The organism is Clavibacter michiganensis (assembly GCF_002151125.1).
Lineage (GTDB): Bacteria > Actinomycetota > Actinomycetes > Actinomycetales > Microbacteriaceae > Clavibacter > Clavibacter michiganensis_C.
Genome location: NZ_MDJZ01000005.1, coordinates 419,167 through 433,620, shown reverse-complemented (window position 1 = coordinate 433,620; position 14,454 = coordinate 419,167). Strand labels below are relative to the sequence as shown.

Genomic DNA, 14,454 nt, shown 5'->3' with positions numbered 1-14,454 from the left:
GACACCGCACCCGTGTCCACCCAGCCGCACGCGTCGTTCCGCGACATCTTCCGCCAGCCCCGCTCCGTCTTCGCCGTCGCCTTCGCCTGCGTCATCGCGTTCATGGGCATCGGGCTCGTCGACCCGATCCTCCCCGCCATCGCGGACAGCCTCGACGCCACCGCGACCGAGGCCGAGCTGCTCTTCACGAGCTACCTGCTCGTCACCGGCCTCGCCATGCTCGTCACGAGCTGGATCTCCAGCCGCATCGGCGCCAAGCGCACGCTCCTCATCGGCCTCGCGATCATCGTGGTCTTCGCGGCCGCGGCCGGCCTCTCCCAGGACGTGGAGCAGGTCATCGGCTTCCGCGCCGGCTGGGGCCTCGGCAACGCGCTCTTCATCTCGACCGCCCTTGCGACCATCGTCGGATCCGCGTCCGGCGGCACGGCGTCCGCGATCATGCTCTACGAGGCGGCGCTCGGCCTCGGCATCGCCATCGGCCCGCTCCTCGGCGGCCTGCTCGGCAGCTGGAGCTGGCGTGGCCCGTTCTTCGGCACCGCGACGCTCATGGCGGTCGGCTTCGTGGCGATCCTCGCCCTGCTCGGGAAGGACGACGCGCCCCGCTCGCCCATGCGCCTCTCCGCCCCGCTCCGGGCGCTCGGCACCCCCGCCCTCGCCGTGCTCGCCGCTGCCGCGCTGTTCTACAACATCGGCTTCTTCGTGCTGCTCGCCTACACGCCGTTCCCGCTGGGCTTCGACGCCATCGGCCTGGGCCTCACGTTCTTCGGCTGGGGAGTCGGCCTCGCGATCACCTCGGTGCTCGTGGCGCCGCTGCTCACCCGGCGCATGGCGCGCACCTCGGTCCTCCGGCTCGTGCTCCCGCTCCTCGCCGCCGACCTGGCCGCGGCCGGTCTCGTGGTCCGCTCCTCGACGGGCCTCGTGGTCTGCGTGGTCGTCGGCGGGCTCCTCCTCGGCGTCCTCAACACCGTGCTCACCGAGTGCGTCATGGAGGCGACGGACCACCCGCGGAGCGTCGCCTCCTCCGCGTACTCGTCCGTGCGGTTCCTCGGCGGCGCCATCGCGCCGCCCGCCGCGACCGAGCTCGCGCAGCTCTTCACGGACGCGACGCCGTACTACGCCGCGGCCGGATCCGTGCTCGTCGCCCTCCTGATCGTGGTGGCAGGACACCGCTGGCTGCGCCGCGTCGACGCCGGGCCGGTCGACGCCCTCGAGGAGGCGCAGGCGGTCACCGCCGGCGACGCCTGACCGCGGCTCCCGCTCGCGCCCCCGATCCCGCCCGCCCTCACGGCGCCGGCGGGGCCGGGGGCGCCGTCGTGCTGGCGCGCGCCGCGAAGTCGACGGGCATGATCACGGTGCGCTCCGCCGCGCCGCCCGGGGCGAGCCCCTCCATCACCATGCCCACGGCCGCCCGGCCCTGCGCGCGCGGGTGCTGCTCGACAGTCGTCAGCCCGAACAGCGGCGCGAGCGCGTGCCCGTCGATCCCGGCCACCGACAGCTCGGCGGGCACGGCGATCCCCAGCTGGCGCGCCGCGAGGACGGCGCCGATGGCGATCTCGTCGGAGGCCGCGAAGATCGCCGTCGGCCGCGTCCGGGGGTCCGCGAGCAGGGCCATGGCCGCGTGGAACCCGCCCTCGATCGTGAAGGCGGCCGTCGCGAACCGGGCCTCGAGGCCGCGCGGGTCCGCGGCGATCGCCGCCCGGTAGCCCGCGAGCCGCTTCTCGTGCACGAAGAAGGCCATCTGCGCGTGCAGGTCCCCGCCGAGGTGCACGACCCGTGCGTGCCCGAGGCTCAGGAGGTGCTCGGTGGCCAGGCGCGCGGCCGCCTCGTCGTCGATGCTCAGCGTGCTCATGCCCTCGACGGGGCCGCCGATCCCCACGAGCGGCTTGTCGAGGGCACGCAGCCGCACGACCTCCGCGGGGGTGAGCGCGACGCTGACCGCGATGACCGCGTCCACGCGCTTGCGCACCAGGAAGTACTCGAAGACCTTCCGGCGCTGCTCGGGATCCGCGGTCAGGCGGTACAGCGTGAGGTCGTAGTCGGCCTCGATGAGCGCCTCCTCGATCCCCTCGAGCAGCTCCGCGAAGAACCAGCGGTTGATGAAGGGCAGGACGACGCCGACGTTCTTCGACTGGCCGGTGACGAGGCTCGACGCGTTCGACGACACGACGTACCCGATCTCGGCGGCCGCGGCGGAGACGCGGTCGCGGGTGGCGGGGGAGACGTAGCCCCGGCCGCTGAGCGCGCGCGACGCGGTGGCCTTCGAGACCCCCGCGAGCCGGGCGACGTCGGCGATGGCGCTCATCGCGCTCCCTCCATCGGGACCCGCGGCGCCCCGTCGCGCCGGACGCGCGCACTGGAAGCGGTTCCAGGATGCGCGGGGGCCGAGTCCGATGATGGACCATCCCCGGCGGGTGCGCACACGCCGCCGCCGCGATGTAGACCGTTTCGTTACGTGATCCACCTTGCTGTGACCTGCGAGCTGCCCTACGTTGACCTGTGGAACCGGTTCCCCATGCGGAGGAACGGTTTCCAGGCGACGGCGCCTCACCCGCCGTCGCGCACAGCACAGGACGGCGGGGCGGACCCGCATCCACTCGATGAAGAGGAGACGCACATGGGCCACGCCCTATTCCGACGTCGCTTCGCGGCACCCCTCGCAGCGGTCGGCATCGCCGGCCTCGCGCTCACGGGTTGCACGGGCGACATCGCGGCCGAGGACGCCGCGGACACCGACTGCTCGCCGTACTCGTCGTACGGCACGTTCGACGGCGCCGAGGTCAGCATCGGCGGCACGATCCAGGACGACGAGGCCGACCGCCTCGTCGAGTCCTGGAAGGACTTCGAGACCTGCACGGGCATCACCGTGAACTACCAGGGCACCAAGGAGTTCGAGGCGCAGATCGCGGTCCTCGCGGAGGGCGACTCGGCGCCGGACATCGGCATCATCCCGCAGCCCGGGCTCTTCAACGTGCTCGCGAGCCGGGGCTTCCTCCAGCCCGCCCCTGCCGCGGTCGAGGAGAACGTGGACGCGAACTGGTCCAGCGACTGGAAGGGCTACGGCACCGTCGACGGCACCTTCTACGGCGCGCCGCTCATGGCGAGCGTCAAGGGCTACGTCTGGTACTCGCCGAGCGAGTTCGCGGAGAAGGGCTACGAGGCCCCGAAGACCACCGCCGAGCTCATGGACCTCACCGAGAAGATCGCGGCCGAGGGCGACCACAAGCCCTGGTGCGTCGGCATCGGCTCCGGCGACGCCACCGGCTGGCCGGGCACCGACTGGATCGAGGACTACGTCCTCCGCGAGGCCGGCCCGGAGACCTACGACAAGTGGGTGTCGCACGAGATCCCCTTCAACGACCCCGCCATCGCGGCGGCCTTCGACAGCGTCGGCGAGATCATCAAGAACCCCGACTACGTCAACGGCGGCCTGGGCGACGTCTCGTCGATCATCTCCACGGAGTTCGGCGACGCCGGCCTCCCGATCCTCGACGGCGAGTGCTCGCTGCACCACCAGGCCTCGTTCTACGAGGGCTTCTGGAAGAAGGCCGACGGCACCGACGCGAAGGTCTCGCCCGACGGCGACGTCTACGCGTTCCTGCTGCCGCCCGCGAACGAGGGCGACGCCACGGCCGTCACCGGCGGCGGCGAGCTGGTCGGCGCCTTCGCGACGAGCGACGAGATCACCGCGGTGCTCTCCTACCTCTCGAGCGACACCTGGGCCAACGAGCGCGTGAGCCTCGGCGGCGTCATCAGCGCGAACACGGGGCTCGACCCCGCGAACGCGTCGAGCGACATCCTGAAGCAGAGCATCGAGATCCTGCAGGACCCGGACGCCACGTTCCGCTTCGACGGCTCGGACCTCATGCCCGGCGCGGTCGGCACCGACTCCTTCTGGAAGGGGATCGTCGGCTGGCTGAGCGGCGACTCGACCCAGAAGACGGTCGACGCCATCGAGTCGAGCTGGCCCGCGTCCTGATCCACCGCCGGCCCTGACCGGGTCGGCACCGGGGCCGGCAGGACTGCCGGCCCCCTGCGGGGCCGCCGCGTGCGCGCGGCGGCCCCGCTCCCTCACCCACCCCGACCCGAAGGGCGAGACGTCCATGACGACCGCTGATCTGATCGGCAAGATCCTCCAGGTGGTGGCCGCGCTGGCCGTCTTCGCCGTGGTGATCGGGCTGATCCTGTTCCTCATCGACAAGGCGCCGAAGCGCGGCAAGGACTGGGTGCAGCTCGGCGCCTTCGTGCTCCCCGCGCTGATCCTGCTCGCCGTCGGCCTCATCTACCCCGCGTTCCGCACGACCCTCCTCGCGTTCCGCGACAACACGGGCGAGTGGGCCGGGTTCGACAACTTCGTCTGGATGTTCACCCAGCCGGCCGCGCTCCGCACGCTGCTCAACACGGTCATCTGGGTGATCTTCGTGCCGCTGCTGTCGACGGCCATCGGCCTCGCCTACGCGGTCTTCATCGACAAGTCCCGCGGCGAGAAGTACTTCAAGGCCCTCGTCTTCATGCCCATGGCCATCTCGTTCGTCGGCGCCGGCATCATCTGGCGCTTCGTCTACGACTACAAGTCGGGCGACAACGCGCAGATCGGCCTGCTCAACCAGATCCTCGTCTGGATGGGCCAGCAGCCCGTGCAGTGGCTGCAGACCTCGCCCATCAACACGGCGCTGCTCATCATCGTGATGATCTGGATCCAGACCGGCTTCGCCATGGTGGTGCTCTCCGCGAGCATCAAGGGCGTGCCCGCCGAGCAGCTGGAGGCGGCGCAGCTCGACGGCACCAACGCCTGGCAGCGCTTCACCAACGTGACGCTCCCCGGGATCCGCGGCTCGCTCGTCGTGGTGGTCACCACCATCTCCATCGCCACGCTCAAGGTGTTCGACATCGTCCGCACCATGACCGCCGGCAACTTCGACACGAGCGTCATCGCCAACGAGATGTACACGCAGGCGTTCCGCGCCGGCGAGCAGGGGCGGGGATCCGCGCTCGCGATCGTGCTGTTCCTCATGGTGCTGCCGATCGTCATCTACAACGTCCGCGTCATGAGCAAGCAGAGGGAGATCCGATGAGCGTCGCACCCGCCGACCTGCCCGTCGCGGACGGGGCCCGCCGCGGCACGATCGAGCAGGCCGCCACGGTCGGCGCGAAGAGCCGCCGCGTCAAGAACCGGCTCACCTCGCGCCGGGCCACGGTGGCGGCGCTCATCATCGCGGTGCTCTGGACGCTGCCGACCTTCGGCCTGTTCGTGTCGTCGTTCCGGCCGGCGGGCCTCATCCAGACCACCGGCTGGTGGACCATCTTCCAGAACCCCGGCTTCACGCTCGACAACTACCAGGACGTCCTGCTCTCCACCTCGCAGTCGTCGCCGCAGCTGGGCTCGTACTTCGTCAACTCGCTCGCCATCGCGATCCCCGCGACGCTGTTCCCGCTCGTCATCGCCTCGATGGCCGCGTACGCCTTCGCGTGGATCAAGTTCAAGGGCTCCAACGTGCTCTTCGTCGTGATCTTCGCGCTGCAGATCGTGCCGCTACAGATGGCGCTCATCCCGCTGCTGCAGATGTTCACGCGCACGCTCCGCCCGCTGCAGGAGGCCGTGCACGGTGTGATCCCGCTCATCCCCGAGCAGGGCTACCTGCCGGTGTGGGTGGCGCACACGATCTTCGCGCTGCCGCTCGCGATCTTCCTGCTGCACAACTTCATCTCGGAGATCCCGGGCGAGGTCATCGAGGCGGCCCGGGTCGACGGCGCGAGCCACGGCCAGGTGTTCTTCCGCATCGTGCTGCCGCTCGCGCTCCCGGCCATCGCGTCGTTCGCGATCTTCCAGTTCCTCTGGGTGTGGAACGACCTCCTGGTGGCGCTGATCTTCTCCGGCGGCACGGCCGACGTCGCGCCGCTCACGCAGCGGCTCGCGGAGCTCACCGGGACGCGCGGGCAGGACTGGCAGCGGCTCACGGCGGCCGCGTTCGTCTCGCTGATCGTGCCGCTGATCGTGTTCTTCAGCCTGCAGCGGTACTTCGTGCGGGGCCTCCTCGCGGGATCCACGAAGGGCTGATCCGCGCCCGTCCCACCCGGCCCGGCCGTCCGCTCGCGCGGGCGACCGGGCCGTCGTCGTGCGGGGGCGAGCGTGGTCGGGAGCGATCCCCCACGGGCGTAAAATTGCCGGAATGACGAGGATGGGCGACATCGCCGCGGGTGGCGGGATGCGCGGAGGCGGCGGACGCCGCGGGCGGGTGAGCGCGGCCGACGCCGAGGCCCAGCGGAAGGCCAACGCGGAGGCGCCGCGCGTCGAGAACCTGCTCGGCCGGATCGCGGAGCTGTTCCGCCCGCACCGCCGGGCGCTCGTCCTCACGATCGCGCTCGTGCTGGTCGGCGCCGCCCTCACGGTCGTGCCGCCGCTCCTCACGCAGCAGGCCTTCGACCGCGGGCTGTTCCCGGCGACCGGCGGCCCCGACATCCCGGTGCTGGTCGAGCTCGTCGCGATCATGATCGCGATCTGGATCGCGGGCGCGGGCCTCGGCGTCTGGCAGACCTACCTCACGGCGACGGTCGGCAACCGGGTCATGGGGTCCATGCGCGTCGACCTGTTCCGCCACCTGCAGAGCATGGAGCTCGGCTTCTTCACGCGCACGAAGACGGGCGTGATCCAGTCGCGTCTCCAGAACGACGTCGGCGGCGTCGCGGCCGTCCTCACCAACACCGTCTCGAGCGTTCTCGGCAACACCGTGACCGTGATCGCGGCCCTCGTCGCGATGCTCGTGCTCAACTGGCAGCTCACCCTCGTGGCCGTCGTCCTGATGCCGGTGCTCGTGGTCGCGCAGCGCCGCGTGGGCCAGGTGCGGGCGCGGATCGCGTCGAAGACGCAGGAGTCGCTGTCGGACATGACGGCCATCACGCAGGAGACCCTCTCGGTGTCCGGCATCCTGCTCTCGAAGAGCTTCAACCGGCAGGCCGCGGAGACCGAGCGCTACGAGGCCGAGAACCGCACGCAGATCCGGCTGCAGGTCAGCCAGCAGATGAGCGGGCAGTGGTTCTTCGCGCTCGTGCAGATCTTCCTCTCGATCATCCCGGCGATCGTCTACGTGGTCGCGGGCTTCCTCATCACGGGCGGCGTCAGCGTCACGGCGGGCACCATCGTCGCGTTCACCACCGTGCAGGCGCGGCTCATGTGGCCGCTCATCGGCCTGATGCGCGTGGCGCTCGACCTGCAGACCTCGGGCGCGCTGTTCGCCCGCATCTTCGAGTACCTCGACCTCGAGCCCGCCATCCGCGACCGGCACGACGCCCGTCCCGTGGCGGCCGGCCCCGCGCTCGGGCGCGTGGCGTTCGACGACGTGCGCTTCTCCTACCCCGACACCCGGCCCGGCGAGCGGCCGACCCTCGACGGCATGTCGTTCGCGATCGAGCCCGGCCAGTTCGCCGCCTTCGTGGGGCCGTCCGGCGCGGGCAAGACCACGGTGTCGTACCTCATCCCGCGCTTCCACGACGTGACCGGCGGGCGCGTGGTGTTCGCGGGCGAGGACGTGCGCGACCTGCAGCAGGAGTCGCTGCTGGAGAACATCGGCATCGTGAGCCAGGAGACGTACCTCTTCCACGCGACCATCGGCGAGAACCTGCGGTACGCCCGACCCGGCGCGACGCAGGAGCAGATCGAGCAGGCGGCGCGGGCGGCCAACATCCACCAGACGATCGAGTCGTTCCCCGACGGGTACGACACGCTCGTGGGGGAGCGCGGCTACCGGCTGTCCGGCGGCGAGAAGCAGCGCATCGCCATCGCGCGCGTGCTGCTCAAGGACCCGGCCGTGCTGATCCTCGATGAGGCCACCAGCGCGCTCGACGCCATCTCGGAGCGCGTCGTGCAGCAGGCCCTCGACACCGCGTCGCGCGGCCGGACCACGATCGCCATCGCGCACCGGCTGTCGACCGTGGTGGACGCCGACGTGATCTTCGTGGTCGTCGCCGGCCGCATCGTCGAGCAGGGCACGCACGCGGAGCTGCTGGCCCGTCGGGGCGAGTACGCGCGGCTCTACAGCGACCAGCGCACCGCGGCCGCCTGACCCGAGGGCGGGCGACCGGCCCTCCCGACGACGCACCGCCCGCCCGCGAGGCGGACGGGCGGTGCGGGGGGAGCGGCTCAGGACCGGGCGTCCAGCAGCTGCTGCATGTAGAGGATCTCCTTGTCCTGGATCATCACCATGCCGCTGGCGAGGTTCGTGACCAGGGGGTTCCGCGAGCGGTCGAGGAGGGCCTGGGCCATCTCGACGCCGCCGCGGTGGTGGGCGATCATCAGCGTGAGGTACTTCCTCTCGGCCTCGACGCCCGTGAGGCCCTGCAGCTCCTCGAGGTCGGCCTGCGACGCGAGGCCCGGCATGGTGGCGCCCGGCGTCATGTCCATGGACGAGTGGTCGGTGCCGCCGTCGAGCGTGGGCAGCGTCATCCACGTCATGCGCGGCTGCGACGGCGCCTGGTCGAGGCCCCACGAGGTGAGGAACGCGTACATCTGGCCGGCCTGCTGGGCCTGCGCCTGGGCGATGTCCTGCGCGATGAGCTTGACCTCGGGGTCGTCCGTGCGGTCGATGATCATGAGCGACATCTGCACGGCCTGCTCGTGGTGCACCTGCATGTCGCGCGAGAACCCCGCCTCCGCGCTGTTCGTGCTGGGCGTCAGCGCCGACACGGGCGCGGTGACGCGGCCGACGAGCAGCCCGGCGACCACGAGCGCGACCGCCACGATGCCGGCGGCGATGCCGATGCGGATCCGCCGTCCCCGGGCGCGCCTCTCCTCGCCGTGCGCGACGAGGCCCTCGAGCTCCTCCTCGCGGATGTCGTCGTCCGGGACGTGGTCGACGACGACGTCGCCCTCCGCCCGGTCGGAGCGGTCGGACGCGTCGGTGCCGCGGTCGGTCACGGTCAGCCGACCCGTCCCTCGCCCTCGAGGGCGCCGGTGCACGCGGCGCCGGCCTCGGGGGCGTTCGGGCTCTTCCAGTACTTCGCCATGAAGTCCTTGATGCGCTGGTCGTCCACGGAGTCGACCTTGACCTGCGCGCCCCACGCGGACAGCGCGATGGGGGCGTCGAGGCCCTCGTACGGCGACATGGTGACGTAGCCGCCGAACGACTCCGCGTACTTCTGCAGGTTCGACAGGTCGTCGCCCGTGACCTGCGCGGCGTCGTAGGTGATCCACACGGCGCCGTGCTCGAGGTCGTGGACCGCGTTCTCGTTGGGTTGCGGCTGGTCGTAGACGCCGCAGTTGAGCCACATGGCGTTGTGCTCGCCGCCGGCGGGCGGGCTCATGCCGTCGTACTTGGCGGCGTAGTCGACCGTGCCCTGCACGTGCGTGCTGGGGAGCGAGTCCCACGTCTGCAGGCCCTGGATGGAGATGTCGTCCGGGTCCTGCTTCGGGGTGCCGCTGGAGACCACCACGCTGATCACGATGGCGACGACCGCGACGGCGGCCACGGACGCCGTGATGATGCCGATGAGCCGGTTGCGGCGCGCGCGGTCCTGCTGCTTCTTGAGGGCCGCCACCTTCTCGGCGCGGCGGGCCTCGCGCTGCTGCTTGACCGTGAGGTCCTTCTGGGCCTGCTTGGCGGTCGGCGGGACGGGCCGTCCGCTCTGGTCGCCGGAGGGCGTGGTGTCGTCGCGTCGCGCCACGGAGGGTCCTTCTCTGCTGGGGGAATGTGCCATTAGGGTATCGGCCCGGCCTGGGCGCACCCTGCCCGCGCGAGCCGCCGAGGTCCCGTAACACGCTGGACGGCCGCGCCTATGCTGGATGGGCGGGGCCCTCCGGACCGCACACCTCATACCCGGGAGCACCACCACACGTGAAGTACGCCGACACGATCCTCGACCTCATCGGGAACACCCCGCTCGTCAAGCTGAACCGGGTGGTCGAGGGCATCTCGGCGACCGTGCTGGTGAAGGTCGAGTACCTGAACCCCGGCGGCAGCGCCAAGGACCGCATCGCCACGCGCATCATCGACGCGGCCGAGCGCGACGGGAAGCTGCAGCCCGGCGGCACCATCGTCGAGCCGACCTCGGGCAACACGGGCGTCGGGCTCGCGCTCGTGGCGCAGCAGCGCGGCTACCGCTGCGTGTTCGTGCTGCCGGACAAGGTCGGCGAGGACAAGCGGAACGTGCTCACGGCGTACGGCGCGGAGATCGTGGTGACGCCGACCTCGGTCGCGCCCGACCACCCCGACTCCTACTACTCGGTGAGCGACCGGCTCGCCCGCGAGATCCCCGGCGCCTTCAAGCCCGACCAGTACTCCAACCCCAACGGGCCGCTCAGCCACTACGAGACCACGGGTCCCGAGATCTGGCGCGACACGGAGGGGGAGATCACGCACTTCGTCGCGGGCGTCGGCACCGGCGGCACCATCAGCGGCGTCGGGCGGTACCTCAAGGAGGTCTCCGAGGGGCGCGTCCGCATCATCGGCGCCGATCCCGAGGGATCCGTCTACTCCGGCGGCACCGGTCGCCCCTACCTCGTCGAGGGCGTGGGCGAGGACTTCTGGCCGGCGGCGTACGACCCCGACGTGGTCGACGAGGTCATCGCCTCGAGCGACCAGGAGTCCTTCGACATGACCCTGCGGCTCGCCCGCGAGGAGGGCCTGCTCGTCGGCGGATCCAGCGGCATGGCCGTGGTCTCCGCGCTCAAGGCGGCGAAGCACCTGGGCCCGGACGACGTGATGGTGATCCTCCTGCCCGACGGCGGCCGCGGCTACCTCGGCAAGATCTTCAACGAGAAGTGGATGCAGTCCTACGGCTTCGCCCGCGTCAACGGCCAGCGCACGGTCGCCGACGTGATGAGCGCGAAGACCGGCAGCCTCCCCGACCTCGTGCACGCGCACCCGAGCGACACCATCCGCGACGCGATCCGCATCATGACCGAGTACGACGTGTCGCAGCTCCCCGTCCTCTCGGCCGAGCCGCCCGTCGTCATGGGCGAGGTCGCCGGCGCGGTCGACGAGCGCAGCCTCCTGGAGCTCGTCTTCAGCGGCCGCGCGCAGCTGACCGACCGGGTCGGCCCGTTCACGGGAGCGGCGTTCGGGCTCATCGGCGTGAACGAGACCGTGCCGGACGCGTGGACCGCGCTCGGATCCGCCGACGCCCTGATGGTGAGCGACGGCGGCAAGCCCGTGGGCGTGCTGACGCGGCACGACCTCCTCACCTACCTCACCGACTGATCGCCGGCCGGCTCCCCGACCCGCGCATCCCCCGACCACAGAGACGAGCACCGTGAGCGACAAGCACGACTTCGACACCCGCGCGATCCACGCCGGCCAGGACCCGGATCCCACCACGGGCGCCGTCATCCCGCCGCTGTACCTCACGAGCACCTTCGTGCAGGACGGCATCGGCGGGCTCCGCGGCGGCTACGAGTACGCGCGGAGCGCGAACCCGACCCGGACCGGCCTGCAGGAGCTGCTCGCCTCGCTCGAGCGGGGGAAGCACGCCTTCTCGTTCGCGTCGGGACTCGCGGCCGAGGACACGCTCCTCCGCGCCATCACGCGCCCCGGAGACCGCATCGTCCTGAGCGACGACGTGTACGGCGGCACCTACCGCCTCCTCACGCGCGTGCTCGGCGACTGGGGGATCGTCGTCGAGACCGTCGACATGAGCGACCTCGCCGCGGTCGAGCGCGTGCTCGGATCCGGCCCCGCGAAGGTCCTCTGGGTCGAGACGCCCAGCAACCCGCTGATGAAGATCAGCGACATCCGCGCGCTCGCCGACCTCGGCCACGCGGCCGGGGCCACGGTCGTCGTCGACAACACGTTCGCGTCGCCGTACCTCCAGCAGCCGCTCACGCTCGGCGCGGACGTCGTCGTGCACTCGACCACCAAGTACCTCGGCGGCCACTCCGACGTGCTCGGCGGCGCCGTGATCCTCGACGACGACGCGCTCGCCGAGAAGGTCGGCTTCCTGCAGTTCGCCGTCGGCGCCGTCTCCGGCCCGATGGACGCCTGGCTCACCACCCGCGGGATCAAGACGCTCGCCGTCCGCGTCGAGCGCCACTCCGCCAACGCGGAGGAGATCGCGTCGTTCCTCCAGCAGCACCCCGACGTCACGGCCGTGCACTACCCGGGCCTGCCGGAGCACCCGGGTCACGACATCGCCAAGGCCCAGATGACGGGCTTCGGCGGCATGATCTCGTTCCAGGTGCGCGGGGGAGCGAAGGCCGCGCGCCGCGTGGTCGAGGGCACCCGCGTGTTCCAGCTCGCGGAGTCGCTCGGCGGCGTCGAGTCGCTCATCAGCTACCCGTCCGAGATGACCCACGCGTCCGTCAAGGGCACGCCGCTCGAGGTGCCGGACGACCTGGTGCGCCTGTCGGTGGGCATCGAGTCCGTCGAGGACCTCGTGGTCGACCTCGAGCGCGCGCTCGGCAAGGCCCTCAAGCAGGGCAAGCACTAGGCGCGGACGGCCCCGCCTCCCCGGCGGGGCCGAGCGGGCCTCAGGGCAGCAGCTCGCGCACGGCCTCGTCGACGCTCACGCCGCGCTCGCGCGCGTGGGCGGCGAGGCGCGTCATCGCGTCGCGGTCGAGCGCGATGGTGAGGGTCGTGTCCCCGGGCTCGGGGGCGATCTCCTCGTCGAACGCGTCGAAGTCGAACAGGCCCGGCTGCGCCGGGGCCTCGGCCTCCATCTCCTCCGCGGCCGCGATCACGGGATCGGCCGCCAGCTCGGCGTCGGCCTCGACGGCGGCCGTCTCCGTCCTGTCGTCCGCGGCGTCGGGGCCGCGGCCCGCCCAGCCCGGCCCCTCGGGGATCGCGCTGCGCCCCTGGAACGCCGTGGCCACCGCGCGCGCCCGCACGTCCGCGGCCTCGTTGAGCGGGTGGTTCGCGTGGCCCTTGACCCACTCGAACCGGTAGCGCCGTCCCTGGATCTCCGCGTCGATCTCCTTCAGCAGCTCGACGTTGAGCACCGGCTTGCCGTCGCCCTTCCGCCAGCCCTTGCGCTTCCATCCGGGCATCCACTTGGTCACCGAGTTGATGACGTACTGGCTGTCGCAGAGGACGAGCAGGTCGTCGTCGAGGTGCGCGGTGGCGCGGAACAGCTCGAGCACGGCCTTCAGCTCGCCCTGGTTGTTGGTCGCGTGCGCCCATCCGCCCGCGGCCCAGTGCTCGTCGTCGACGTACCAGGCCCAGCCGGCGGGTCCGGGGTTGCCGAGCGCGGATCCGTCTGCCGCGGCGGTGATCGTCACAGGTGGTGCCTCTCGTCGGGTGGACGACCAGTCTGCCGCAGCCGTCCCGCCCCCGGCGCCCGCCGTCCCGGGCGCGTGGATCCCTTTCCCATGCGGCGTGTGACAGTCACATGTGACAATGTGACACCTGCGCCAGGAGGCGCAGCCGGGTCGAGGCCCGGACGGAGACGGGGTCGGTGATGACGACGGAGACGCCACGCGGCCGGGCGCCCAGCATCCGCGACGTCGCGCGCCTCGCCGGGGTCTCGCACCAGACCGTCTCGCGCGTGCTCAACGACTCGCCGTCGCTCCGCGCGGAGACCCGCCAGCGCGTGCTCGACGTCATGGAGCAGGTGCAGTACCGCCCGAACCGCGCGGCCCGCGCCCTCGTCACCAGCCGCTCGCGCACCATCGGCGTGCTCACCGCGCAGAGCTCCCAGTACGGACCGGCGTCGTCCATCGCGGCGATCGAGGCGGCCGCCCGCGAGGCCGGGTACCTGGTCACCACCACGAACCTGCCCTCGTCCGACGAGGCGGCGATCCAGGTCGCGCTCGGGCACCTGGTCGACCAGGCCGTCGAGGGGCTCGTGGTGGTCGCGCCGCAGGTGCGGGTGCGCGAGGTGATCGCGAGCATGTCGCTCGACGTCCCCTACGTGACCATGCAGAGCGACGGGCGCGGTGACGCGCACGCCCTCTCCGTGGACCAGATCGCGGGCGCGCGCCTCGCCACGCGGCACCTGCTCGACCTCGGCCACCGCGACATCTACCACCTCGCCGGCCCGCAGGACTGGATCGAGGCGGAGGCGCGGATGCGCGGCTTCCTCGACGCCATGTCGGCCGCCGACGTGCCCACGACCGCGCCCATCCTCGGCGACTGGACGGCCGAGTTCGGCTTCTACGCGGGCCGCGAGATGCTCCGCCTCCGCGACTTCACCGCGATCTTCTCCAGCAACGACCAGATGGCCCTCGGCCTCATCCACGCCGTGCGCGACGCGGGTCTCGAGGTGCCGCGCGACGTCAGCATCGTCGGCTTCGACGACATCCCGGAGGCCGCGCACTTCTGGCCTCCGCTCACGACCGTCCGGCAGGACTTCGCCGAGGTCGGCCGCCGCTGCGTCGCGCTCCTGCTCGACGGCATGGGCGGGACCGGGGACACGTACCGGGGCACCATCACGCCGGAGCTGGTCGTCCGCGCCTCCACCGGGCCGCCCTCCTCCTGACCTCGGGAGGCCGCGCCGCGCGTCCTCCCCAGCCGCAGGCACCCCACTTCGAGG

The 14,454-nt window shown here is 71.7% G+C and carries 12 protein-coding genes; 8 read left to right on the top strand and 4 right to left on the bottom strand.

Annotated elements, in window-relative coordinates; all coding sequences use genetic code 11:
* Positions 1-12 precede the first annotated feature (12 nt).
* Entirely contained in the window at positions 13-1,245 is a 1,233-nt protein-coding gene (locus BFL37_RS04555; protein ID WP_086513957.1) for an MFS transporter, read from the top strand.
* 37 nt (positions 1,246-1,282) lie between these two features.
* Here the strand turns inward: BFL37_RS04555 and BFL37_RS04550 are convergent, their stop codons facing one another.
* A complete protein-coding gene (locus tag BFL37_RS04550) occupies positions 1,283-2,302 on the bottom strand; it encodes a LacI family DNA-binding transcriptional regulator (protein ID WP_086513956.1) in 1,020 nt (339 codons plus the stop codon).
* A gap of 312 nt (positions 2,303-2,614) precedes the next feature.
* Between BFL37_RS04550 and BFL37_RS04545 the strand changes: the two genes are divergently transcribed.
* The 4 genes from BFL37_RS04545 (at position 2,615) to BFL37_RS04530 (ending at position 8,057) form a co-directional block, all read left to right on the top strand.
* On the top strand, positions 2,615-3,976 hold the full coding sequence (locus BFL37_RS04545) for an ABC transporter substrate-binding protein (RefSeq protein WP_086513955.1): 1,362 nt from the start codon (positions 2,615-2,617) through the stop codon (positions 3,974-3,976).
* Positions 3,977-4,100: 124 nt separating this feature from the next.
* Positions 4,101-5,072 (top strand): carbohydrate ABC transporter permease, encoded by a 972-nt coding sequence (locus BFL37_RS04540; RefSeq protein WP_086513954.1) that lies wholly within the window; start codon positions 4,101-4,103, stop codon positions 5,070-5,072.
* Positions 5,069-6,055: a carbohydrate ABC transporter permease gene (locus BFL37_RS04535; RefSeq protein ID WP_086513953.1), complete on the top strand. Its 987-nt coding sequence runs from the start codon at positions 5,069-5,071 to the stop codon at positions 6,053-6,055. The genes BFL37_RS04540 and BFL37_RS04535 overlap by 4 nt, the downstream gene beginning before the upstream one ends.
* 121 nt (positions 6,056-6,176) lie before the next feature.
* Complete coding sequence (locus tag BFL37_RS04530) at positions 6,177-8,057, top strand: ABC transporter ATP-binding protein (protein ID WP_086513952.1); 1,881 nt, start codon at positions 6,177-6,179, stop codon at positions 8,055-8,057.
* Between the two features lie 77 nt (positions 8,058-8,134).
* Here BFL37_RS04530 and BFL37_RS04525 read toward each other — a convergent pair whose 3' ends face one another.
* On the bottom strand, positions 8,135-8,908 hold the full coding sequence (locus BFL37_RS04525; RefSeq protein WP_086513951.1) for a DUF305 domain-containing protein: 774 nt from the start codon (positions 8,906-8,908) through the stop codon (positions 8,135-8,137).
* A gap of 2 nt (positions 8,909-8,910) precedes the next feature.
* On the bottom strand, positions 8,911-9,654 hold the full coding sequence (locus tag BFL37_RS04520; RefSeq protein ID WP_086513950.1) for a DUF3105 domain-containing protein: 744 nt from the start codon (positions 9,652-9,654) through the stop codon (positions 8,911-8,913).
* A gap of 170 nt (positions 9,655-9,824) precedes the next feature.
* On the opposite strand from BFL37_RS04520, the gene BFL37_RS04515 reads away from it, so the two are divergent.
* Positions 9,825-11,189 carry a cystathionine beta-synthase gene (locus tag BFL37_RS04515; RefSeq protein ID WP_086513949.1) on the top strand — a complete coding sequence of 455 codons (1,365 nt, stop codon included), beginning with the start codon at positions 9,825-9,827 and terminating at the stop codon, positions 11,187-11,189.
* Between the two features lie 52 nt (positions 11,190-11,241).
* Positions 11,242-12,414, top strand: coding sequence for a cystathionine gamma-synthase (locus BFL37_RS04510; protein WP_086513948.1), 1,173 nt, complete (start codon positions 11,242-11,244; stop codon positions 12,412-12,414).
* Between the two features lie 40 nt (positions 12,415-12,454).
* Here the strand turns inward: BFL37_RS04510 and BFL37_RS04505 are convergent, their stop codons facing one another.
* Positions 12,455-13,201, bottom strand: coding sequence for an RNase H family protein (locus tag BFL37_RS04505; protein ID WP_086513947.1), 747 nt, complete (start codon positions 13,199-13,201; stop codon positions 12,455-12,457).
* Positions 13,202-13,380: 179 nt separating this feature from the next.
* On the opposite strand from BFL37_RS04505, the gene BFL37_RS04500 reads away from it, so the two are divergent.
* A complete protein-coding gene (locus BFL37_RS04500) occupies positions 13,381-14,400 on the top strand; it encodes a LacI family DNA-binding transcriptional regulator (RefSeq protein ID WP_172403738.1) in 1,020 nt (339 codons plus the stop codon).
* Positions 14,401-14,454: the final 54 nt, after the last annotated feature.

What these genes read in the sequence shown, in the direction of transcription:
- BFL37_RS04550 (WP_086513956.1), bottom strand. Translation starts at nt 2,302, where the DNA reads ATGAGCGCCATCGCCGACGTCGCCCGGCTCGCGGGGGTCTCGAAGGCC.
- BFL37_RS04545 (WP_086513955.1), top strand. Translation starts at nt 2,615, where the DNA reads ATGGGCCACGCCCTATTCCGACGTCGCTTCGCGGCACCCCTCGCAGCG.
- BFL37_RS04540 (WP_086513954.1), top strand. Translation starts at nt 4,101, where the DNA reads ATGACGACCGCTGATCTGATCGGCAAGATCCTCCAGGTGGTGGCCGCG.
- BFL37_RS04535 (WP_086513953.1), top strand. Translation starts at nt 5,069, where the DNA reads ATGAGCGTCGCACCCGCCGACCTGCCCGTCGCGGACGGGGCCCGCCGC.
- BFL37_RS04530 (WP_086513952.1), top strand. Translation starts at nt 6,177, where the DNA reads ATGGGCGACATCGCCGCGGGTGGCGGGATGCGCGGAGGCGGCGGACGC.
- BFL37_RS04500 (WP_172403738.1), top strand. Translation starts at nt 13,381, where the DNA reads ATGACGACGGAGACGCCACGCGGCCGGGCGCCCAGCATCCGCGACGTC.